Raw genomic sequence first — 19,918 nt, 5'->3', positions numbered from 1 at the left:
TAAAGACAAAAAACGTGGCGAAGCCCGGACTTCGGATCTTCCGCAGTCGATCGACCTCCGATACCCTGTGGGCGTCGACCACACCACCGCAGGTCAGAGGGGCTGTGCCCGGCTCGGCGGTGGCAGGTCGCCGAGGGCTGGCGATGCCGGCGCGACCACCGGGCCGGGGCCGGGGCCACCACTTAACGTGTCCTAAAGCGGAGCTAAATGCGGGCCAAGGAAAATAACCCTGTGATGTGGTCGGGAATGCGAAGGGCGCCGAGATGAACGCGAAGGAAAATCCGATCGGTGGGCTCTCGGCGTGGCATCGGACGATTGCGGTGGCACGTTGAGGAATGACCGATTTGCCATTGAAGTTCATGAGGTGACCAAACGCTATCCCGGCGGCGTCACCGCGGTGGACGGCCTTGACCTGCGCGTGAGCGAGGGTGAGGTGCTCGGCTTCCTCGGTCCCAACGGGGCCGGCAAGACCACCACGATGCGGATGCTGGTCGGGCTGGTCCGGCCGACGAGTGGCCGGATCCGGGTGCTCGGCCACCCGCCCGGCACGCCGCGGGCGCTCGCCCGGGTGGGCGCCCTGATCGAGTCGCCGGCGTTCTACCCGCACCTGTCCGGCCGGGACAACCTGCGGCTGGCCGCCCGGTACGCGGCCGTGCCGGACACCGCCGCCGACCGGGTGCTCGCCGAGGTGGGCCTGACCGAGCGGGCCTCCTCGCCGTTCCGCACCTACTCGCTGGGCATGAAACAGCGCCTCGGCGTGGCCGCCGCGCTGCTCAAGGAGCCCAGCCTGCTGATTCTGGACGAGCCGACCAACGGACTCGACCCGGCCGGGGTCAGCGACATCCGCGAGCTGCTGCGCGCGCTGGGCCGGGCCGGCCGCACCGTGCTGCTCTCCAGCCACGTGCTCGGCGAGGTGGAGCAGATCTGCGACCGGATCGTGGTCATCGACGAGGGCCGGCTGATCGCCGACGGCAGCCCCGACGACCTGCGCGGCACGCTGGGGCAGGCGGTGCTGCTGTTCGACGCCGACCCGCTCGACGAGGCCGCGACGTGCCTGCGCGGGCACCCGGGCGTACGGGCCGTCGAGCCGGTGGACGGGCGGCTGCGGGTGGTCACCGACCCGGCGCTGGCCGCCGAACTCAACCGGCGGCTGGTCCAGGCCGGGATCGACGTCCGGGAGCTGCGCCCGCTGCGGCACTCCCTGGAGGAGGCGTTCCTGGAACTGACCGCGCCCAGCCGGCCGCAGCCACCGGAGCCGGCCACCACCACGGGAGGCACCCGATGATCGCAGCCGTCCGCGCGGCCTGGTTCGCCGACCGCAAACGCCCGGCCGTGTGGACGGTCACCACGACCTGGCTCCTGCTCGCCCTCGCCTTCGGCGTCGGGGTGCCCTACCTGGTGCACCTGGCGCTGGCCGGGGACCCGAAGGAGGCGGAGTCCGCCGAGTCCCTGCTCGCCGCCGTCCTCCCGGGGCAGTTGGTGCCGACCGGGATCGGGCTGTTCCCGCTCTTCGGGGGCGCCATCCTGGTGATCCTCGGCGCGCTGGTGGTGGGCAACGAGTACCGCTGGGGGACCTGGAACCTGGTCTTCACCCAGCGCCCCCGGCGGGTGCAGGTGATGCTCGGGCAGGCGGTCGTGCTCTGCGGGCTGACCCTGCTGGTCGCCGTGCTCACCTTCGCCGCGCTGGCGGCCACCACCGGCTCGCTGGCCGCGGCCGAGGGGCGTGCCGCCGACTGGCCGTCGGCCGGCCGGCTCCTGGCGGCGGTCGCGGCGGCCTGGTTGATCTGCACCGCGCACGCGGCGGTGGGCTGGTTCCTCGCCATCGCGTTCCGCGGCGCCACCACGGCGATCGCCGTCGGTCTGGTCTGGACGCTGGTGCTGGAGAACGCGGTCAGCGCGCTCGCCCTCGCGCTGAGCCCGCTGACCGTGGTGCAGAAGGTGCTGCTGGCCCCGAGTTCCGGCGCCCTGGCCGGCGCGTTGGGGGCCCGCTCCCAGTTCGACGGCGGCACCCCCGGGGTGCTGGAGTCGGCCAGCGCGGTGCTGCCGGTGGTGGTGCTGCTGGGCTACGTTCTGGTCATGTTCGGCGCGGGCAGCTGGCTGGCCGCCCGCCGGGACGTCGGCTGACGGGGGCGGAAGGAGGCGTCGAGATGGACTTCCTGCTCGCCTTCGTGGTGACCGGGCTCGCCGCGTCGGGCGGCTGGATCGCCTGGGCCGCCGTGCGGGGCTGGGCGCGGGCCCGCGACCGGCGGCACGAGCTGCGGCTGGCCCGGGAGCGGGCGGCCGCCGAGATCCGACGGGCCGAGCTGGCCGCCCAGGTCCGCGAGATCGAACTGGCCAACGAGACCTACCAGGACTTCCGCCGCCGGCACCCGGACCGCTGACCCGGCAGCGGCTCCCGCCCAGGCCGCCACACCACCGCTCAGACCGCCACACCGCCGCTCAGGCCGCCACACCGCCGCTCAGGCCGCCACACCACCGCCCAGGCCGCCGCACCGCGCTGCGGCCGGTGCCGGGCCGCCGCCTCGCCCCGGTGCCGGGCCGCCGCCTGCGCGACGGCCCGGCACCGGGGCGAGGAACGACCGTCAGGCGCCGCGCAGGGTGGCGCCGAACCGCTCCGCCGCCCGGGCCACCGCCGCGTCCCGGGCCGCCACCGCCTCCTCGACGGTGAGCGTGCGGTCCGGGGCCCGGAAGGTCAGCTTGTACGCCAGCGACCGGCGGCCCGCGCCGAGCTGCGCGGAGGCGTACACGTCGAAGAGCCGGACGTCCTCCAGCAGCGCGCCGGCCCCCTCGACGAGGGCCCGCTCCACCTCGGCCGCCGGGACCGACTCGTCCACCACCAGCGCCACGTCGATGAGGGCGGGCGGGAAGGTGGAGATGGCCGGTCCGGTCACCATCGCCGCGGCCGGCAGCGCGTCCAGGTTCAGCTCCATGGCGCTGGTCCGCCGGGGCAGCTCCAGCGTGGCCAGGACGTTCGGGTGCAGCTCGCCGGCGTACCCGACGGTGCTGCCGTCGACCAGCAGCTCGGCGCAGCGGCCGGGGTGCCAGGGTGCCTGCTCGGCGGCCCGGACGGTGACCCGCTCGGCGGGGATGCCGGCGGCGGCGAGCACCGCCCGGCCGGCCTCGACGGCGTCCGCCCAGCCGGCCGGGCGGCCCGCGCCCCACCAGCCGGCTGGGTCCAGCTCCCCGGTCAGCGCCACGGCGACGTGCCGCGGCTGGTCGGGCACCACCGCGTCGGCGCGGGCGAACTCCTCGTCCGTGGGGCGCCGGTCGACGCCCATGGCCGGCGGGGCGCCGGCGCCCGGACGCGGGTGGAAGACCACGCCGATCTCGTAGATCGCCACGTCCCGCTGGCCCCGGCCGACGTTGCGCTTGAGGATGCCGAGCAGCGGGCCGAGCAGCGTGGTGCGCAGCAGCGGCTCCTCCTCGGACAGCGGGTTGGCCACCCGCACCGCCGGGCGGCGCGGGTCGTCGGCGGGCAGGCCGAGCTGGTCGGCCAGCTCGGTGGCGACGAACGGGTGCGCCAGCACCTCGACGTACCCGCGTTCGGCCAGCGACCGGGCCACCGACCGGCGGCGCTGCTGCTGCCAGGTCAGGCCCCTGCCGGGTGGCGCGGTGGGCAGCACCGACGGCACCCGGTCGTACCCGTCGAGGCGGACCACCTCCTCGACCAGGTCGGCCGGGTCGGTCAGGTCGGGCCGCCAGGTCGGCGGGGTCACGCTCAGCACCTCGGCACCGCCGGCCGCGGTCCCAGCCGCGCCGGGGTCCTCGCCGAGCCGGTCGCTGCCCCGGGTGACGGTGCAGCCGACGTGCTCCAGCAGCTCGACCACCCGCTCCGGCCGGTACGCCACGCCGACCCGGCGCGACGGCAGGTCCACCGGCAGGGTCACCGGGGTACGCGGCCGGACGTGGTCGATGTCGAGGATCTCGGCACCGGCCGTCCCGCCGCCGTGGGTGGTGAGCAGCTGCACGGCGAACTCGAGGGCGACCAGCGGCAGCGCCGGGTCGACACCCCGCTCCCAGCGCTTCGCGGCCTCGCTGAACAGCTTGTGCCGCCGGGCGGTGCGGCCGACCATCGCCGGGTCCCAGTGCGCCGCCTCGAAGAGCACGTTCGTGGTGGTGGGCACGACCTCGCTGGTCTCGCCGCCCATCACCGCGGCCAGCGAGATCGGCCCGGTGTCGTCGCAGATCACCATGTCCTCGGCGGCCAGGGTGCGGTTCACCCCGTCCAGGGTGGTCAGCTTCTCCCCCGGCTCGGCGCGGCGCACCACCAGCGGGCCGCTGATCCGGTCGGCGTCGAAGGCGTGCATCGGCTGGCCGAGGCAGAGCATCACGTAGTTGGTGATGTCGACCGGCAGCGAGATGCTGCGCACGCCCGCGACGGCGAGCCGCCGCGCCATCCAGTCCGGCGTGGCCGCGGCCGGGTCGACGCCGCGCACCATCCGGGCCGCGTACCGGTCGCAGCCGACCGTGTCCCGCACCTCGACCGGGTACGCCGGCTCGGCGGTCGCGCCCGGGGCGGACCGCAGGCCGGGGTCCTGGAAGCCGACGTCGAGCGCGTGCGCCAGCTCCCGGGCCAGGCCGCGCAGGCTGAGGGCGTACCCCCGGTCGGGGGTGATCTCCAGCTCGACCACGACGTCGTCGAGGCCGACCAGCGGGCGCGCGTCGTCGCCCGGCTTGGCCGGGATGTGCTCGGGCAGCACGAGGATGCCCGAGTGGTCGTCGCCCAGGCCCAGCTCCCTGGCCGAGCAGATCATGCCGTTGGAGTTGCGCCCGTAGGTCTTGCGCGCGCCGATGTGGAAGTCGCCGGGGAGCACCCCGCCGGGAAGGATCACCACCACCCGGTCGCCCTGGGCGAAGTTGCGCGCCCCGCAGACGATCTCCTGCGGCTCGCCGGTGCCGTTGGCGGCCCCGACATCCACCCGGCAGAACCGGATCGGCTTCTTGAAGCCGGTCAGCTCCTCGATCTCCAGGACCTCGCCGACCACCAGCGGGCCGGTGACGGACTGCCGCAGGTCCACCACGGACTCGACCTCGATGCCGAGGTCGACCAGCGCCCGCTCCAGGTCGCCGGCGGGCAGGTCGGCCGGGAGGTCCACGTACTCCCGCAGCCAACTGACAGAAACTCGCATGACTGTTAAACCACCGTCTCCGTAACTCGTGCCCGCACCGTCAGACCCCGAACGCGCGGGTGAACCGCACGTCGCCCTCGGCCATGTCCCGCATGTCGCTGACCCCGTGCCGGAACATCACGGTCCGGTCGATGCCCATGCCGAACGCGAATCCGGAGTAGACCTCCGGGTCGATGCCGCAGGCGCGCAGCACCCGCGGGTTGACCATGCCGCAGCCGCCCCACTCGACCCACTGCGGACCGTCCCGGTGCTCCGGGAACCAGACGTCGAACTCGGCGGACGGCTCGGTGAACGGGAAGTAGTGCGGCCGGAACCGGGTCTTCGCGCCCTCGCCGAACATGGCCCGGGCGAAGTGGTCCAGCGTGCCGCGCAGGTGCGCCATGGTGATGCCCTTGTCCACCACCAGGCCCTCGACCTGGTGGAAGACCGGCGCGTGGGTGGCGTCCAGCTCGTCGGTGCGGTAGACCCGGCCGGGCACCACCACGTAGATCGGCGGCTGGCGGGTGAGCATGGTGCGCGCCTGCACCGGCGAGGTGTGGGTCCGCAGAACGAGGCCGGAACTCTCCGCACCGGGCGGGGGTGCGATGTGGAAGGTGTCCATCAGGCCGCGCGCCGGGTGGTCGGCGGGGATGTTCAGCGCGTCGAAGTTGGTCCACTCCAGCTCGACCTCGGGGCCCTCGGCCACCTCGTAGCCCATCCCGATGAACAGGTCGCTGATCTGCTCCATCAGGGTGCTCAGCGGGTGCCGGGCGCCGCGCGGCCGGCGGTCGTAGGGCAGGGTGACGTCGACCCGCTCCTCGACCAGCACCCGCTCGGCCTGCTCGCGCTCCAGGATCTCCTGCCGGGCGGCGTACGCGGACTCGATGGCCCGGCGGGCCTCGTTGACCCGCTTGCCGGCGTCGGCCTTCGCGGCCGGCGGCAGCGCGCCGATCTCCCGGCGGGCGAGGGAGACCGGGGCGCGGTCTCCCAGGTGCGCGGGGCGCAGCGCGGTCAGCGCGTCCGGGTCGGTGGCGGCGGCGAACGCCTTCTCGGCGTCGGCCACGGCCCCGGCCAGGGCGTCCGGGTCGAGCAGGGCGACCTGCTTCGGGTCGTACGGATCGTTGCGGTAGCTCATGGCGTACGGGCACTCCCTCACGGCGGCGCCGGCCCTTTCGGGGCGGCTAGGCGAGTCTACGGACGCGCGGCTTCGCCGCAGCCCGCCGGTGGGAGGTCGCGCAGGGGGAAGGGTCAGGCCCGCCGCCCGCCGACACCGGCGGGCTGGCTAAACGAACGCCGTGGCGCGTTCATCACGTGGACGACTCCCCTGCTGTGTGCCGCGCGACGCGATCACGTCAGCGCAGTGCTCTCGCTGAAGCGTACAGGCAGACGGCCGCGGCCGCAGCCAGGTTCAGGCTCTCGGCGCGCCCGTGCAGCGGCACCCGGACCCGGGCGTCGGCGGCGGCGGTCAGCTCCGCGGGCAGCCCGTGCGCCTCCGACCCGAAGAGCCAGGCGGTCGGGGCGGCCAGCCGGCCGGCGTCGGCGAGGTCGTCGAGGTCGCTGTCGCCGTACCCGGTGGTGGCCAGGACGGTGAGCCCGGCGGAGCGCAGCGCCGCGACCACGGCGACCGGGTCGGTGGCCCGGACCACGTCGACGTGGAAGAGGCTGCCGGCGGAGGCCCGCACGCACTTGCCGTTGTAGGGGTCGACCGCGTCGCCCGCGAAGATCACCGCGCCCGCGCCGGCCGCGTCGGCGGTGCGCAGCACGGTGCCGGCGTTGCCCGGGTCGCGGATCTCGGCGAGGACCGCGACCAGGCGCGGCCCGCGCGCCAGGGCGTCGTCCAGCGGTACGTCGAGGTGCCGGCAGACGGCGACCAGGCCCTGCGGGGCGACGGTCTCGGCGAGCGCGGCGAGGGCCTCGTCGGTGACCTCGGAGACCGGCACGTCGGCGCGGGCGGCCGCGGCGGCCAGCTCGGCGTACCGGTCGAGCGCGGCCGGGGTGCCGAAGAGCTCGACCACGGTGCCGGCGCGGGCCAGCGCCTCCCGGACCGCCTGCGGCCCCTCGGCCAGGAACCGGCCGGCGGCCTCGCGGTCCCGGCGGCGCTGGAGCCGGCGGGCGGCGACCACCCGCGGGGTACGCGGGGTGAACGGGCCGGGAACAGCGTCGAGGCGCCTCCCGTGCGGTGCTGACGGCATGGGAGACGCCTCGATCTGCTGGTCCGGGTGGGTCCGCGGTCTGCCGCTAGAGGTGGATCAGGCGGCCTGGGCCGCGGCGCCACCGGTGCCCTCGGCCGCCACGGCGGCGCGGGCCAGCTCGACGATCGCGGCGAACGCCGCGGCGTCGTTGACGGCCAGGTCGGCCAGGATCTTGCGGTCGACCTCGATGCCGGCCAGGCGCAGGCCCTGGATCAGCCGGTTGTAGGTCATGCCGTTGGCCCGGGCGCCGGCGTTGATCCGCTGGATCCAGAGCTGCCGGAAGTCGCCCTTGCGGTCGCGGCGGTCCCGGTAGGCGTACTGCATCGAGTGCAGCACCTGCTCCTTGGCCTTGCGGTACAGCCGGGAGCGCTGACCGCGGTAACCGCTCGCGGTCTCCAGCAGGGTACGACGCTTCTTCTGGGCGTTCACAGCCCGCTTGACGCGTGCCATCTCAACTCCTTCTTCGGTTCAGGTGGCGCGCGTCAGCGGCCGAGCAGCTTCTTGATGCGCTTGACGTCGGCCTTGGCCAGCTCGACAGTGCCGGTCAGTCGCCGGGTCCGGGTGGAGGGCTTCAGCTCCATGTGGTGGCGAAGGCCGGCCTGCTGGGCAACGATCTTGCCCTTGCCGGTGACCTTGACCCGCTTGCCCATACCCGTGTGGCTCTTCATCTTCGGCATGTGGAACGTCTCTCCCCTGTTACTGGCCGCTGGTGTCAGCGGTCGGGCCGGTCTCGCCGGCTGCTGCGGTCTCGCCGGCCGCCGGGGTCTCGCCGCCTGCCGGGGCGGCCGATTCCTCCGCCGCCCGGTCGCGCGGTCCACCGCGGGACGCCGTGGCGGCGACCGCGGAGGCCTTGACGGCCCGGTGCGGAGCGAGAACCATGATCATGTTTCGGCCGTCCTGCTTGGGAGCGGCCTCGACGTATCCCAGGTCCGTGATCTCGGACTCGAGCCGGCGCAGGAGCCGGTAACCCAGCTCCGGGCGGCTCTGCTCGCGACCGCGGAACATGATCGTCACCTTGACCTTGTCGCCCGCCTTGAGGAACCGCACCACGTGACCCTTCTTGGTCTCGTAGTCGTGCGGGTCGATCTTCGGCCGGAGCTTCATCTCCTTGATGACGGTCTGTTGCTGGTTACGCCGCGCTTCGCGCGCCTTGAGTGCGCTCTCGTACTTGAACTTGCCGAAGTCCATGAGCTTGCACACCGGCGGGCGCGCCATCGGCGCAACCTCGACCAGGTCCAGGTCGACGTCCGCGGCCAGCTGCAGGGCGCGCTCCAGCGGGACGATGCCCACCTGCTCACCCTCAGGGCCGACCAGTCGGACCTCACGTGCCCGGATCTGCTCGTTCACGCGTGGTTCGACGCTGATGGGGCCTCCTCGAGTCGAGTGTCCTACGGTGCCGACTCCGTGGGCTCCCGGGCGGGAGCCGGCCCGGAAAGCAGAAGGCCCCGGCGCATGCCAGGGCCCACTCGACCGGTCGGCACGATCACAATGATCGCGCATCCGGGACCGGGACGTGCCCGGAACCGGTGACCGGACCCGGCCACCTACGGGGGCGACTCGGGTGGGAGCAGGCGCTCCGCTTCAACGACTGCCCGCACGTCAGGGACGGAGGCAGTCTGGTCGACTCCGCAACACTACACCCTCGCCGCAGCGGCCCCCAAACCGGGCCCGGGGCTCAGCGCGGCGCGGGATCGTCGGCCCGGACCGCCGGGTGCGCCCCGTGCAGGCGGCGCAGGGCGCGCACCGCCTCCACCGCGTGCTCCTTGTCGGCGGCCTGGAGGGCCACCATCGGCAGCAGGTCGTCGTCGTGCAGCTCGAGGCTGGCCCAGGGGGCGCCCCGGTCGAACCGGACCCCGCGGACGACCTCCCACGGCAGGTCGTACGAGCCGAGGACGTTGCGCACCCGGACGCCCTTCGCGTCGGCGACCACCCGGGGGCGGGTGAAGAGCAGCACCCCGAGGGCGGCGAAGACGCCCAGCCCGACCATGGCGAGCTGGTCGCCGCGCTGGAACGTGCCGTAGCCGTCGCCGGTCGTCCCGGTCAGCGAGGTGGCCAGCCCGGCGAACACCACCAGCAGGGCGCCGGCCGACACCCAGCAGACCACCCGCAGCCGGCGCGGCCGCACGGTCACCACTGCATCGCTCACCCGACCAGTCTGCCATCCGGTGCGGGGTCGGGTTCGGCCGCCACTCGGACCGGCGTGCCCCGCCGCCCTCCGGCCACCAGCACCGCCACCCCGGTGAGCACCGCGCCGGCGAGCACCGGCAGCCGCACCCCGGCACCGCCCGGCAGCGCCACGTCCAGCAGCAGGGCGCCGCCGAGCTGGCCGGCCACCAGGGCCAGGCCGGTGCGCAGCACGCCGGCGGCCCGGACGCCGACCAGCAGGGCGAGCACGATGCCCACCCCGAACAGGCCGCCCACGTACAACCACCACTGGGCCGGCCAGGCGGGGTGGTCGGCGAGCGCGCCGGCCAGCGCGGCCACCGCCGCGATCGCCGCGGTGCTCACCGCGAAGTTCACCGCCAGCCCGGCGGCCGGGCCGACCTGGGCGGCGAGCCGCCCGTTGAGGGCGGACTGGAACGCCACCGCCAGGCCGCCGCCGACCGAGAGCAGCACCAGCCCGGTCGCCAGGTCGCCGACCGGCTGGCCGAGCTGGGCGAGGGCCACCGCGGCGATCCCCACCAGCGCGCCGGCGACCCGGGGGGCGGTGAGCGGCAGGCGGCCGGTGGCGCCCAGTCCGGCCCGGTCGACGCCCAGCCCGCCGAGGCTGCCCCCGGCCACCTGGGCGATGGTGAAGACCGCCACCCCGAGCGCCGGTACGACGAACGGGCCGATCACCACGATCGCCGCGCCGCCCAGCCCGCCCAGGTAGGCCCACCAGGGCAGGCGGGCGCGGCGCAGCCCGGCCAGGCCGGCCCGCATCGACGGGACCGCGACCAACCCGAGCAGCACCAGCAGGCTGCCGCCGAGGTTGTTGACCACCGCGCCGAGGAGCGGGTCGCCGGTCCGCTCCCCCAGCTCGGCGTTGACCACGCCCTGCGCGGCCGAGCCCACCCCGCCCAGCACCACCACGGCCAGGGCGGCCGGGACCGGCAGCGGCCTCACAGCCGGCAGGCGTGGATGTTGGTGACGAGGATCGCCCGGGCGCCCAGCTCGTACAGCTCGTCCATGATCCGGTGCACGTCGTCGCGCAGGACCATCGCCTGCACCGCGACCCACCCCTCCCGGTGCAGCGGGGAGACCGTCGGCGACTCGATGCCGGGGGTCAGCGAGCTGGCCCGGTCGAGCAGGCCGGCCGGCACGTCGTAGGCGAGCATCACGTACCGGCGGGCGACCAGCACGCCGTGCAGGCGGCGCAGCAGCTGCTCCTGCTGGGCGCAGCCGGGTGCGCCGGCCCGCCGGACCAGCACCGCCGAGGAGCGCAGCAGCGGCTCGCCGAAGACCACCAGACCGGCCTGACGCAGGGTGGCCCCGGTCTCCACCACGTCGGCGACCACGTCGGCCACGCCCAGCCGGATGGCGTTCTCCACCGCGCCGTCCAGGCGGATCACCTCGGCCTTGACGCCCAGCTCGGCCAGGCGCCGCTCGACCAGCCCCGGGTACGCGGTGGCGATCCGGTGCCCGCCGAGCTGCTGGACCGAGTCCACGTCGTCGGGGCGGGCGGCGAAGCGGAAGGTGGCCCGGCCGAAGTTCAGGTCGACGATCTCCTCGGCCGGCGCGCCGGAGTCGACCAGCAGGTCGCGGCCGGTGATGCCGACGTCCAGGTCGCCGGAGCCGACGTAGGTGGCGATGTCCTTGGGGCGCAGGTAGAAGAACTCGATGTCGTTGGCCTCGTCCCGGCAGACGAGGTCCTTGGGGTCGGTGCGCTGGCGGTAGCCCGCCTCGCGCAGCATTCCGGCGGCCGATTCGGCCAGGGCGCCCTTGTTGGGTACGGCGACACGCAGCATGGGGAGAGTGCTCCTTCGAATGATCGGATGATCAGCGGGCGGGGGCACTCAGAGATGTCGGTAGACGTCCTTCAGCTCGAGGCCGGTGGCGAGCATCAGCACCTGGGCCTGGTAGAGCAGCTGGGAGATCTCCTCCGCGGCGCGCTCCGGGCCCTCGTGCTCGGCGGCCATCCACGACTCGGCCGCCTCCTCGACGACCTTCTTGCCGATGAAGTGCACCCCCTTGGCGAGCGCGTCGACCGTGCCCGAGCCCGGGGTGCCGGCGGCGGCCTTGGCCTGCAGCTCGGCGAACAACTCCTCGAACGTCTTCACGGGAGGCGATTCTTCCAGCCCCGGCCGGTCGCGGTACGCGCCGGGTCCGGACCCGGACCACATGCCGGACTCTTGGAAAGAGGGCTTTCGAAAGGAGGTTTTCGAAAGGTACGCTTCGACCGTGGACGAACCGCGAACCCGGAAGATCACCGACGTCGACACGCTGCGCGCCCTCGCGCACCCACTGCGGCTGCGCGTCCTCGACGCGGTCGCCGTGCACGGCCCGCTGACCGCCACCGAGGTCGCCGAGCGGGTCGGCGAGAGCCCGGCCAACTGCTCCTGGCACCTGCGCCAGCTCGCCCGCTACGGCTTCGTCACCGAGGCGGGCGGCGGCACCGGCCGGCAGCGGCCGTGGCGGCTGGTCACCGAGGGGCACCGGTGGGGCGAGGGCGCGGAGAGCCCGGCGCTGGCGCAGGCCGGGGACGCGGCCCTGCTGGCCCTGCTCGACCTGGAACACCGCAAGCTGCGGGGCTGGCTGGCCGTCCGGCGCCAGCAGTCCCCCGGCTGGCGCGAGGTCGACTTCCTGCACCAGTTCATCGGCTGGTACACCGCCGCGGAGCTGCAGGACCTGAAGGCGGAGCTGAGCACCGTGCTCGCCCGCCACCTGAACCGGCTGGCCGACCCGGCCGCGCGCCCACCCGGCTCCCGGCCGGTACGGCTGCTCGCCTGGGCCGTGCCCGACGTCGACGGGACGGCGGTCGCCGGCGGGGCGGACACCGAGGACGCGCCCGGCGCTGGCGACACCGACGCGGAGGGGAACGGGGACCGATGAGAGAACTGCTGCGCCGGCCGGACTTCCGGCTGTTCTTCGTCGCGCTGACCGTGAGCATGATCGCCGAGTCGATCCTGCTGCTGGCCCTGGCCATCTGGGTCAAGGAGCTGACCGGCTCCGACGGGCTGGCCGGCGCCACCTTCCTGGCGCTGACCGCGCCGATGGTGCTCGCCCCGCTGGCCGGCTGGGTGGTCGACCGGATGCCGCGCCGGACCCTGTTCGTGGCCCTCAACGCGGCCACCGCCGGGCTGCTGCTGCCGCTGCTGGCCGTGCACGACGCCGGCCGGCTCTGGGTCGTCTACGCGGTCGCCGCCGGCTACGGCCTGTCCTACATCGCGCTCGGCGCGACCGTCACCGCGCTCGTGCAGGAACTGGTCCCCGCCGGCCTGCTGCCCGACGCCAACGGCGTCACCCAGACCGTCAAGCAGGGGCTGCGGCTGGTCGGCCCGCTGCTCGGCGCCGGGCTCTACGTGCTGCTCGGCGGCCCCGCGATGGCCGCCGTCTGCGCGCTCGGATTCCTCGCGGCGGCCGCCGTCGGGCTGGCCGTACGCCCGGCTCCGGTGCCGGCGGCCGGCGCGGACGGACCCGCCGGGACGGCCACGCCGGAGGCGGCCGTGAGGGCCGCCGGCGGCTGGCGGACCGAGGTGGTCGCCGGCGTGCGGCACCTGGTGCGCGAGCCGGCGCTGCGGCGGGCCTTGCTGGCCGTGGTGGCCGCCACCGTCGGCCTCGGGTTCGGCGAGACGCTCTGGTTCGCCTACGTCGACCAGGGGCTCGGGCGGGAGCCCGCCTTCCTCGGGGTGCTGGTCTCCCTGCAGGGCATCGGCGGCCTGCTCGGCGGGCTGGCCTCGGCGGCCCTGGTGCGCCGGCTCGGCGAGCTGGGCGGCATGGCACTCGGCGTGTCCGCCGTCGCCGTGGGCTTCCTGGCCCCGATCTGGCCGGTGCTCGCCGTCGCCGTCGCCGCCGCCGTGCTGATCGGGCTGGGGCTGCCGGTCGCCCTGGTGGGCACCATGACCCTGCTGCAGAGGCAGACCCCGCCGGAGCTGCTCGGCCGCGCCTCGGCCGCGCTGGACGCGCTCGCCAGCGGACCCCAGTCGCTGGCCATCGGGCTGGGCGCGCTACTGGTCGGGCTGGTCGACTACCGCCTGCTGTTCGCGGCGATCGGGGCCCTGCTGCTGGCCGCCGGCGGCTACCTGCTCACCGGCCGCCACCTCTCGGCGCCGTCCGGGCAGGGCGGCGGGCCGGCCGACACCGGTGTCCCCCGCCGGGTCGCACCGCGGGTCGACGCGCCGGCCGGGTGAGCGGTTCGGGTGCGCTCCCCGGCCCCGAGCCGACGGTGGCCGGCGGTCCGGCCGGGGAGCGGTCGCTCGGCGGAGAGGGCGGTCAGGCGAAGCCGACCCGGCGGCCGTTGGCGGCGTCCAGGCCACGCACGGCCAGCGCCGCGTCCAGGGCCGCCACGGTCGCCGCCCAGCCCTTGTCCTCGGCCGAGCCGGGCAGGCCGGCCCGGTCCCGGGCCTGCTCGAGGGTGTCCACGGTCAACACCCCGTGCGCCACCGGCTTGCCCTCGTCCAGGGCCACCCGGGTCAGCCCCTCGGTCACCGACTGGCAGACGTAGTCGAAGTGGGCGGTGGCGCCGCGCACCACCACACCGAGGGCGACCACCACGTCGTACCGGCGGGCCATCGCCTGCGCCACCACCGGCAGCTCCACCGAGCCGGCCACCCGGGCCACCACCGGCCGGGCGCCGCACGCCTCGGCGGCCGCCACCGCCCGGTCGACCATGTGGTCGGTGAGGTCGCCGTGCCAGCGCGCCGCCACGATCCCGACGGTCAGCCCGGCGGCGTCCACCGCGCTCGCGCCCGGTTCCCCGAAACCCGCCATTCCTACGCTCCGATCTCGTCGCCGGCCACCGGACGCCCCATCGGCGCCTCGGTCACCTCGTCCAGCCCCTCCAGGAGGTGGCCCATCCGGTCCCGCTTGGTGCGCAGGTAGCGCACGTTCTCCGGGTTCGACCGCACGGGCAGCCCTTCCCGGCCGCTCACCGTGAGGCCGTACCCCTCCAGGCCGGCCCGCTTGGCCGGGTTGTTGGTCAGCAGCCGCATCGTGCGGACGCCCAGGTCGTAGAGGATCTGCGCGCCGGTGCCGTAGTCGCGGGCGTCGGCCGGCAGGCCCAGGTCGAGGTTGGCGTCCACGGTGTCCCGACCCTGGTCCTGGAGCTGGTAGGCCTGCAGCTTGTGCAGCAGGCCGATCCCCCGCCCCTCGTGCCCGCGCACGTAGAGCACCACGCCCCGCCCCTCCTGGGCGACCCGGGCCAGGGCGGCCTGCAACTGCGGGCCGCAGTCACAGCGCAGCGAGCCGAACACGTCCCCGGTGAGGCACTCCGAATGCACCCGGACCAACACGTCCTGCCCATCGCCGACGTCGCCCATGACCAGCGCGACGTGCTCGGCCGAGTCGAAGTCGCTGCGGTAGCCGAGCGCCCGGAACACCCCGTACGGGGTGGGCATCCGCGCCTCGGCGACCTGCTCCACCTGCTTCTCGGTACGCCGCCGGTAGGCGATCAGGTCGGCGATGGTGATCAGCGTCAGCCCGTGCTCGGCGCAGAACTTCTCCAGGTCGGGCAGGCGCATCATGGTGCCGTCGTCGTTGACCAGCTCGCAGAGGACGCCGGCCGGACGCAGCCCGGCCAGCCGGGTCAGGTCCACGGCCGCCTCGGTGTGCCCGGGGCGGCGCAGCACCCCGCCCTCGCGGGCGCGCAGCGGCACCACGTGCCCGGGGCGGGCCAGGTCGGTCGGGTCGGTCGAGGCGGCGGCGAGCAGCCGGATGGTGTGCGCCCGGTCGGCCGCCGAGATGCCGGTGCTGACCCCCTCCCGGGCGTCCACGGTCACCGTGTACGCGGTGCCCCGCCGGTCCTGGTTGGTGTGGTGCATGGGTGGCAGGTCCAGCCGGTCGCACTCGCTCTCGGTCAGCGGGGCGCAGATGTAACCCGAGGTGTAGCGGACCATGAACGCGACCAGCTCCGGGGTGGCCAGCTCGGCCGCGAAGATCAGGTCGCCCTCGTTCTCCCGGTCCTCGTCGTCCACCACGACCACGGGCCGGCCGGCGGCGATGTCCGCCACCGCCTGCTCGATGCTGCCGAAGGTGCTGCTCATGCCACGGCCTCCGAGTACGTCGGCGGGATGTCGGTGCGGGCGGGCGGGGTGGCCCGCGAGGTACGCCACCAGGCGGCCAGGCCGGCCAGGCAGAACCCGCCGTAGACCAGGTACATGGCGGCCGACGGGTAGAAGCCGCCGCGCAGCAGCAGCGGCACGCCGACCGCGTCGACGGCGATCCAGATCAGCCAGAACTCCACCCAGCCGCGGGCCATCCCGTAGGTGGCGAGCAGGCTGCCGACCAGGATCCAGGCGTCCGGCAGCGGACCCCAGGAGCCGAGCGCGGCCAGCACCGGGTACCCGGCCGCGGTGCCGGCCACCGCCACGACGAGCAGGCCGAGCCGCTCCCGCCCGGTCGCCCAGCGCGGCACCACGGCGGGCCGCTGGCCGTCACCGGAGCGGCGGTTGCGCGACCAGCGCCACCAGCCGTAGACGCTGACCGCGAAGAAGAAGACCTGCCGGCCGGCCTGGCCGTAGAGGTCGTGCGCCTGCGGGGTGGCGAAGACCCCGCCCAGGAAGACGGTGAACAGCAGCGCGTTGCCGATCATGCCGACCGGCCAGGCCCAGACCAGCCGGCGCAGCCCGAGCAACGCCGAGGCGAGACCGAAGACGTTGCCGACGATCTCCCGGACCAGCACCGGCGAGCCGGCGACGTGCACCTGGGCCTCGAGCAGCCAGCCGAGCGGGCCGGTCACCGGGCACCCCCGGCGAGCCGGTCGCCGAGCAGCCGCTCGACGTACTTGGCCAGCACGTCCACCTCAAGGTTGACCGGGTCGCCGACGCCCCTGGCGCCGAGGGTGGTCAGCTTGAGGGTGGTCGGGATCAGCCCGACGGCGAACCAGTCGTCGCCGACCTCGGCGACGGTCAGCGACACGCCGTCGACGGTGATCGAGCCCTTCTCCACCACGTACCGGGCCAGGCCGGCGGGGAGCCGGAAGCGGACCGTCTCCCACTGGGCGGCCGGTTCCCGGGCGACCACCTCGCCGACCCCGTCCACGTGGCCCTGGACCAGGTGCCCGCCGAGGCGGCTGTTCAGCGCCGCGGCGCGTTCCAGGTTGACCGGGTCGCCCGGGCGCAGCGCGCCCAGCGCGCTGCGGCGCAGGGTCTCCCCCATCACGTCGGCGGTGAAGACGCCGCCGTCGACGTCGACCACGGTCAGGCAGACGCCGTTGACCGCGATCGAGTCGCCGTGCCGGGCGTCCGAGGTGACCAGCGGGCCGCGCAGGGCGACCAGCGCGGAGTCGCCCCCGGTCTCGGTGATCCGGACGACCTCGCCCAACTCCTCGACGATGCCGGTGAACATCTCAGGCCTCCCTCTTCCGGGGCAGCGCGGTGATCCGCAGGTCGGGACCGACCTGCGTAACGTCGGTGAGCTCCAGGTCGATGGCGTCGGCGATGGTCGTCACGCCGGCGTCCAGCAGCGCGGTCGGGCCGGCGCCGAGCAGCTTCGGCGCGACGTACCCGACGACCTTGTCGACCAGGCCGGCGGCCAGGAACGCCCCGGCCAGCCGGGGGCCGCCCTCCAGCAGCGCGGCGCGCACGCCCCGGTGGTGCAGCTCGGCCAGGAGCGCGGGCAGGTCGACCCGGCCGTCCGGGCCGGCGCCGACCTCCGCGGCAGTGGCGATCCAGGTGCGGGCGGCGCCGTCGCGGACCCGGGCGTCGGCCGGGGTACGCCCCGTGCTGTCCACCACCACCCGCAGCGGCTGCCGGATGGCCAGCGTGCCGTCGCGCAGGTTGCGGGCGGTCAGCCGGGGGTCGTCGGCGAGCACCGTGCCGACCCCGGCGAGCACCGCGTCCACGGTGCCGCGCAGGGCGTGCACGTCGATCCGGGCGGCCTCGGAGGTGATCCACATGCTGGTGCCGTCGGCGGCCGCGGAGCGCCCGTCGAGGGTGGCGGCGTACTTCCAGATCAGGTACGGCCAGCCGCGGCGCATCGAGGTGAGCCAGGCGACGTTGCCGGCCTCGGCCTCCTCGGCGCGTACCCCCACCTGGACCTGGACCCCGGCGGCGCGCAGGGTGGCCGCGCCGCCGGAGGCGACCGGGTTGGGGTCACCGACGGCGACCACCACCCGGGCGATCCCGGCCGCGATGAGCGCGTGGCTGCACGGGCCGGTGCGGCCGGTGTGGTCGCAGGGTTCCAGGGTGACCACGGCGGTGCCGCCGCGGGCGCGGCTGCCGGCCTGGGCCAGGGCGACGATCTCGGCGTGCGGGCCGCCGGCGTAGGCGTGGAAGCCCTCCCCGACGATCTCGCCGTCCGGGTCGAGGAGCACGCAGCCCACCACCGGGTTGGGGCTGGTGGTGCCGAGGCCGCGGGCGGCCAGTTCGATCGCGCGACCCATCGCCTCGTCGACGGAGACGCTCGCCATCGCCAGCCCTGTCCTCTCGCTCGCCGGGCACGCGCGGACGGGCGGAAGACGGACGGCACGGGTGCCGCGGACACGCGGCGGCGGAGATCCGGGGACGGCACGGCCGACCCCGGAGAGAGCCCACGCGGCGGCTGAGCATGCCAGCGGCCGGCAGGGGCCTCCCCGTCCCGCGCGCTGTCTCCCATCCGGACTGTCTGGGGGCGGACGAGCCGCACCCCAACCGTCGGCCCCGGATTCTCACCAGGTCCACCGTCCGGCCGAAGCCGTCCGGGTCGCGGGCTTACCACGGTCGGACCGTGGATCACCGCCGGTTCGGAATTTCACCGAGCCCCGCCAGCGCGTGGTGGGTACAGGGGAAGTCTTACACGCCGGACGGGGGCGCGTGCCACCGAGGCGAGCTACCTCACAGCGACGGGTGGATCGTCACGTCACGCCCCGCCGCCGGTCGACCGCGACGTACGACCCGGGTTGGCTCTTGGCGACCGTCTTCATCTCGGAGGCGACCGCGATCGCCTCCAGAGGGTCGGTGAACCGTTTGCCCGAGTCGGAGAGGGAGACCCCGATGGAGAGGGTGACCAGGGCGGCCCGCCGGATGTTGCCGCGCCGGTCCTTCAGCTCGACGAACCCGCGCTCCCGGTCGGTGGGGTCGTAGAGGGCGTCGGCGGCCTTCTCGAAGTCGACCACGGCCCGGCTGGTCAGCGGCCGGACCTGGGCCGGCGTGCAGACGATGACGAAGTCGTCACCGCCGACGTGGCCGAGGAAGGCCGGCGGCAGGCCGATCGAGACGACCGCCCGGTGCAGGCTGCGGGCGAGCGCGGAGATGAACTCGTCGCCGCGGACGAAGCCGTACCGGTCGTTGACGCTCTTGAACCGGTCGATGTCGATGTAGCCGACCGCGTAGTCGACGCCGTTGCGCACCCGGTCGCTGATCTCCCGGCGGATCCGGCTGTTGCCGGGCAGCCCGGTCAGCGGGGAGACCTCGCGGAACTCCTTGTTGCGCCGCAGCGTGGAGCTGACCCGGGCGACCAGCTCGGCGGTGTCGAAGGGCTTGACCAGGTAGTCGTCGGCGCCCGCGCTGAGGCCGTTGACCTTGTCGACGGTCATCCCCTTGGCGGTCAGCATGATCACCGGCAGGGCCGAGGTCATCGGGTCGGCGCGCAGCCGGCGGGTCAGCTCCAGGCCGTCGATGCGGGGCATCATCAGGTCCACCACGGCCAGGTCGGGCCGGCGCTGCTCGATGATCTCCAGGGCCTCCTGGCCGTCGCCGGCGTGCAGCACCTCGAAACCGTGCAGCCGCAGGTTGAACTCGACGAAGCGGGCGATGTCCTCGTCGTCGTCGACGACCAGGATGACGTCGGGTCGCTCGCCGGCCGGCTCCACCTCAGGCCCCGGTCGTCGCGCGTTCCGCCAGGCCGCGCAGCCGGCGTACCGCCTCGGCCGGGTCGTCGGCGCCGTAGACCGCGGTGCCGGCGACGAAGGCGTCGGCACCCGCCTCGGCGGCCTGCGCGATGGTGTCGTCGGCGATCCCGCCGTCGACCTCGATGCGCAGCTCCAGGTGCCCCGCGGCGGCGTGCCGCCGGGCGGTGCGGACCTTCTCCAGCAGCTGCGGGAGGAACCGCTGTCCGCCGAAGCCCGCCTTGATCGTCATGATCAGCAACGTGTCGAAGCTGGGCAGCAGCTCCAGGTACGGCTCGATCGGGGTGTCCCGGTCGATGGCCAGCCCCGCCTTCGCCCCCGCCGAGCGCAGGTCCTTGGCCAGCGCCACCGGGTCGTCGCACGCCTCGACGTGGAAGGTGACGTTGTAGGCGCCGGCGTCGGCGTAGCCGGGGGCCCAGCGGCGCGGGTCCTCGATCATCAGGTGCACGTCGAAGGGCAGCTCGGTCGCCGCGCGCAGACTCTGCACCACCGGCAGGCCGATGGTCAGGTTCGGCACGAAGTGGTTGTCCATCACGTCCACGTGCAGCCAGTCGGCGGCGTGTTCGATGGCACGGACCTCGTCGGCGAGGCGGGCGAAGTCGGCGGCCAGGATGCTGGGCGCGACGATCAGCGGCGGTACGGTCACCGGGCCAGTG

At 74.7% G+C, this 19,918-nt stretch carries 22 protein-coding genes and 1 riboswitch; of the genes, 5 read left to right on the top strand and 17 right to left on the bottom strand.

Features of this window, described 5'->3' with window-relative positions:
• The first annotated feature begins 364 nt into the window (after positions 1 to 364).
• From ACIBPB_RS19345 to ACIBPB_RS19335, 3 genes are read left to right on the top strand one after another with little or no spacing between them, the layout of a single operon-like run.
• Positions 365 to 1,285, top strand: a complete 921-nt coding sequence (locus ACIBPB_RS19345; protein WP_396840928.1) for an ATP-binding cassette domain-containing protein — start codon at positions 365 to 367, stop codon at positions 1,283 to 1,285.
• A complete protein-coding gene (locus ACIBPB_RS19340) occupies positions 1,282 to 2,124 on the top strand; it encodes a hypothetical protein (RefSeq protein ID WP_396840927.1) in 843 nt (280 codons plus the stop codon). Before ACIBPB_RS19345 ends, ACIBPB_RS19340 begins: the two co-directional genes overlap by 4 nt.
• A 23-nt stretch (positions 2,125 to 2,147) precedes the next feature.
• Positions 2,148 to 2,381 (top strand): hypothetical protein, encoded by a 234-nt coding sequence (locus ACIBPB_RS19335; RefSeq protein ID WP_046564703.1) that lies wholly within the window; start codon positions 2,148 to 2,150, stop codon positions 2,379 to 2,381.
• A 201-nt stretch (positions 2,382 to 2,582) separates the two neighbouring features.
• Here the strand turns inward: ACIBPB_RS19335 and pheT are convergent, their stop codons facing one another.
• The 10 genes from pheT to ACIBPB_RS19285 form a co-directional block, all read right to left on the bottom strand.
• Positions 2,583 to 5,129 carry a phenylalanine--tRNA ligase subunit beta gene (pheT, locus tag ACIBPB_RS19330; protein ID WP_396840926.1) on the bottom strand — a complete coding sequence of 849 codons (2,547 nt, stop codon included), beginning with the start codon at positions 5,127 to 5,129 and terminating at the stop codon, positions 2,583 to 2,585.
• A gap of 40 nt (positions 5,130 to 5,169) precedes the next feature.
• The gene (gene pheS / locus ACIBPB_RS19325; protein ID WP_396840925.1) at positions 5,170 to 6,243 is read right to left on the bottom strand and encodes a phenylalanine--tRNA ligase subunit alpha; all 1,074 of its coding nucleotides are present in this window, start codon (positions 6,241 to 6,243) and stop codon (positions 5,170 to 5,172) included.
• A 217-nt stretch (positions 6,244 to 6,460) separates the two neighbouring features.
• The gene (locus tag ACIBPB_RS19320) at positions 6,461 to 7,300 is read right to left on the bottom strand and encodes a TrmH family RNA methyltransferase (RefSeq protein ID WP_396840924.1); all 840 of its coding nucleotides are present in this window, start codon (positions 7,298 to 7,300) and stop codon (positions 6,461 to 6,463) included.
• A 57-nt stretch (positions 7,301 to 7,357) separates the two neighbouring features.
• A complete protein-coding gene (gene rplT, locus ACIBPB_RS19315; protein ID WP_030335718.1) occupies positions 7,358 to 7,750 on the bottom strand; it encodes a 50S ribosomal protein L20 in 393 nt (130 codons plus the stop codon).
• Between the two features lie 32 nt (positions 7,751 to 7,782).
• Entirely contained in the window at positions 7,783 to 7,977 is a 195-nt protein-coding gene (rpmI, locus tag ACIBPB_RS19310) for a 50S ribosomal protein L35 (protein WP_396840923.1), read from the bottom strand.
• Between the two features lie 19 nt (positions 7,978 to 7,996).
• Positions 7,997 to 8,647, bottom strand: a complete 651-nt coding sequence (infC, locus tag ACIBPB_RS19305) for a translation initiation factor IF-3 (protein WP_091263828.1) — start codon at positions 8,645 to 8,647, stop codon at positions 7,997 to 7,999.
• Between the two features lie 328 nt (positions 8,648 to 8,975).
• Complete coding sequence (locus ACIBPB_RS19300; RefSeq protein ID WP_396840922.1) at positions 8,976 to 9,446, bottom strand: PH domain-containing protein; 471 nt, start codon at positions 9,444 to 9,446, stop codon at positions 8,976 to 8,978.
• On the bottom strand, positions 9,443 to 10,405 hold the full coding sequence (locus ACIBPB_RS19295) for a DMT family transporter (RefSeq protein WP_396840921.1): 963 nt from the start codon (positions 10,403 to 10,405) through the stop codon (positions 9,443 to 9,445). Before ACIBPB_RS19295 ends, ACIBPB_RS19300 begins: the two co-directional genes overlap by 4 nt.
• Entirely contained in the window at positions 10,402 to 11,247 is an 846-nt protein-coding gene (hisG, locus tag ACIBPB_RS19290) for an ATP phosphoribosyltransferase (protein WP_357325075.1), read from the bottom strand. The genes ACIBPB_RS19295 and hisG overlap by 4 nt, the downstream gene beginning before the upstream one ends.
• A 48-nt stretch (positions 11,248 to 11,295) precedes the next feature.
• A complete protein-coding gene (locus tag ACIBPB_RS19285) occupies positions 11,296 to 11,559 on the bottom strand; it encodes a phosphoribosyl-ATP diphosphatase (protein WP_043324932.1) in 264 nt (87 codons plus the stop codon).
• Positions 11,560 to 11,680: 121 nt separating this feature from the next.
• Here ACIBPB_RS19285 and ACIBPB_RS19280 point away from each other — a divergent pair, with 121 nt between their 5' ends.
• Together ACIBPB_RS19280 and ACIBPB_RS19275 are read left to right on the top strand one after the other, a co-directional pair.
• The gene (locus ACIBPB_RS19280) at positions 11,681 to 12,331 is read left to right on the top strand and encodes a winged helix-turn-helix domain-containing protein (RefSeq protein WP_396840920.1); all 651 of its coding nucleotides are present in this window, start codon (positions 11,681 to 11,683) and stop codon (positions 12,329 to 12,331) included.
• On the top strand, positions 12,328 to 13,629 hold the full coding sequence (locus tag ACIBPB_RS19275; RefSeq protein WP_396840919.1) for an MFS transporter: 1,302 nt from the start codon (positions 12,328 to 12,330) through the stop codon (positions 13,627 to 13,629). Before ACIBPB_RS19280 ends, ACIBPB_RS19275 begins: the two co-directional genes overlap by 4 nt.
• A gap of 82 nt (positions 13,630 to 13,711) precedes the next feature.
• On the opposite strand, the gene ribH is transcribed toward ACIBPB_RS19275, so the two are convergent.
• The 7 genes from ribH to rpe form a co-directional block, all read right to left on the bottom strand.
• Positions 13,712 to 14,209 (bottom strand): 6,7-dimethyl-8-ribityllumazine synthase, encoded by a 498-nt coding sequence (gene ribH / locus ACIBPB_RS19270; protein ID WP_357325084.1) that lies wholly within the window; start codon positions 14,207 to 14,209, stop codon positions 13,712 to 13,714.
• A 2-nt stretch (positions 14,210 to 14,211) separates the two neighbouring features.
• A complete protein-coding gene (locus tag ACIBPB_RS19265; RefSeq protein ID WP_396840918.1) occupies positions 14,212 to 15,480 on the bottom strand; it encodes a bifunctional 3,4-dihydroxy-2-butanone-4-phosphate synthase/GTP cyclohydrolase II in 1,269 nt (422 codons plus the stop codon).
• Positions 15,477 to 16,175, bottom strand: a complete 699-nt coding sequence (pnuC, locus tag ACIBPB_RS19260; protein ID WP_396840917.1) for a nicotinamide riboside transporter PnuC — start codon at positions 16,173 to 16,175, stop codon at positions 15,477 to 15,479. Before pnuC ends, ACIBPB_RS19265 begins: the two co-directional genes overlap by 4 nt.
• Positions 16,172 to 16,783: a riboflavin synthase gene (locus ACIBPB_RS19255; RefSeq protein WP_396840916.1), complete on the bottom strand. Its 612-nt coding sequence runs from the start codon at positions 16,781 to 16,783 to the stop codon at positions 16,172 to 16,174. Before ACIBPB_RS19255 ends, pnuC begins: the two co-directional genes overlap by 4 nt.
• A 1-nt stretch (position 16,784) precedes the next feature.
• A complete protein-coding gene (gene ribD, locus ACIBPB_RS19250; protein ID WP_396840915.1) occupies positions 16,785 to 17,846 on the bottom strand; it encodes a bifunctional diaminohydroxyphosphoribosylaminopyrimidine deaminase/5-amino-6-(5-phosphoribosylamino)uracil reductase RibD in 1,062 nt (353 codons plus the stop codon).
• 169 nt (positions 17,847 to 18,015) lie between these two features.
• Positions 18,016 to 18,188, bottom strand: a riboswitch (FMN riboswitch).
• Between the two features lie 81 nt (positions 18,189 to 18,269).
• Positions 18,270 to 19,334 (bottom strand): response regulator, encoded by a 1,065-nt coding sequence (locus tag ACIBPB_RS19245; RefSeq protein WP_396840914.1) that lies wholly within the window; start codon positions 19,332 to 19,334, stop codon positions 18,270 to 18,272.
• Positions 19,228 to 19,908 (bottom strand): ribulose-phosphate 3-epimerase, encoded by a 681-nt coding sequence (gene rpe / locus ACIBPB_RS19240; protein ID WP_396840913.1) that lies wholly within the window; start codon positions 19,906 to 19,908, stop codon positions 19,228 to 19,230. Before rpe ends, ACIBPB_RS19245 begins: the two co-directional genes overlap by 107 nt.
• Positions 19,909 to 19,918: the final 10 nt, after the last annotated feature.

Origin of the sequence: Micromonospora sp. NPDC049836, assembly GCF_044465125.1 — a bacterium.
Lineage (GTDB): Bacteria > Actinomycetota > Actinomycetes > Mycobacteriales > Micromonosporaceae > Micromonospora.
Note: the sequence above shows the minus strand (reverse complement) of the source record. Positions and strands in the feature narration are given on the sequence as shown.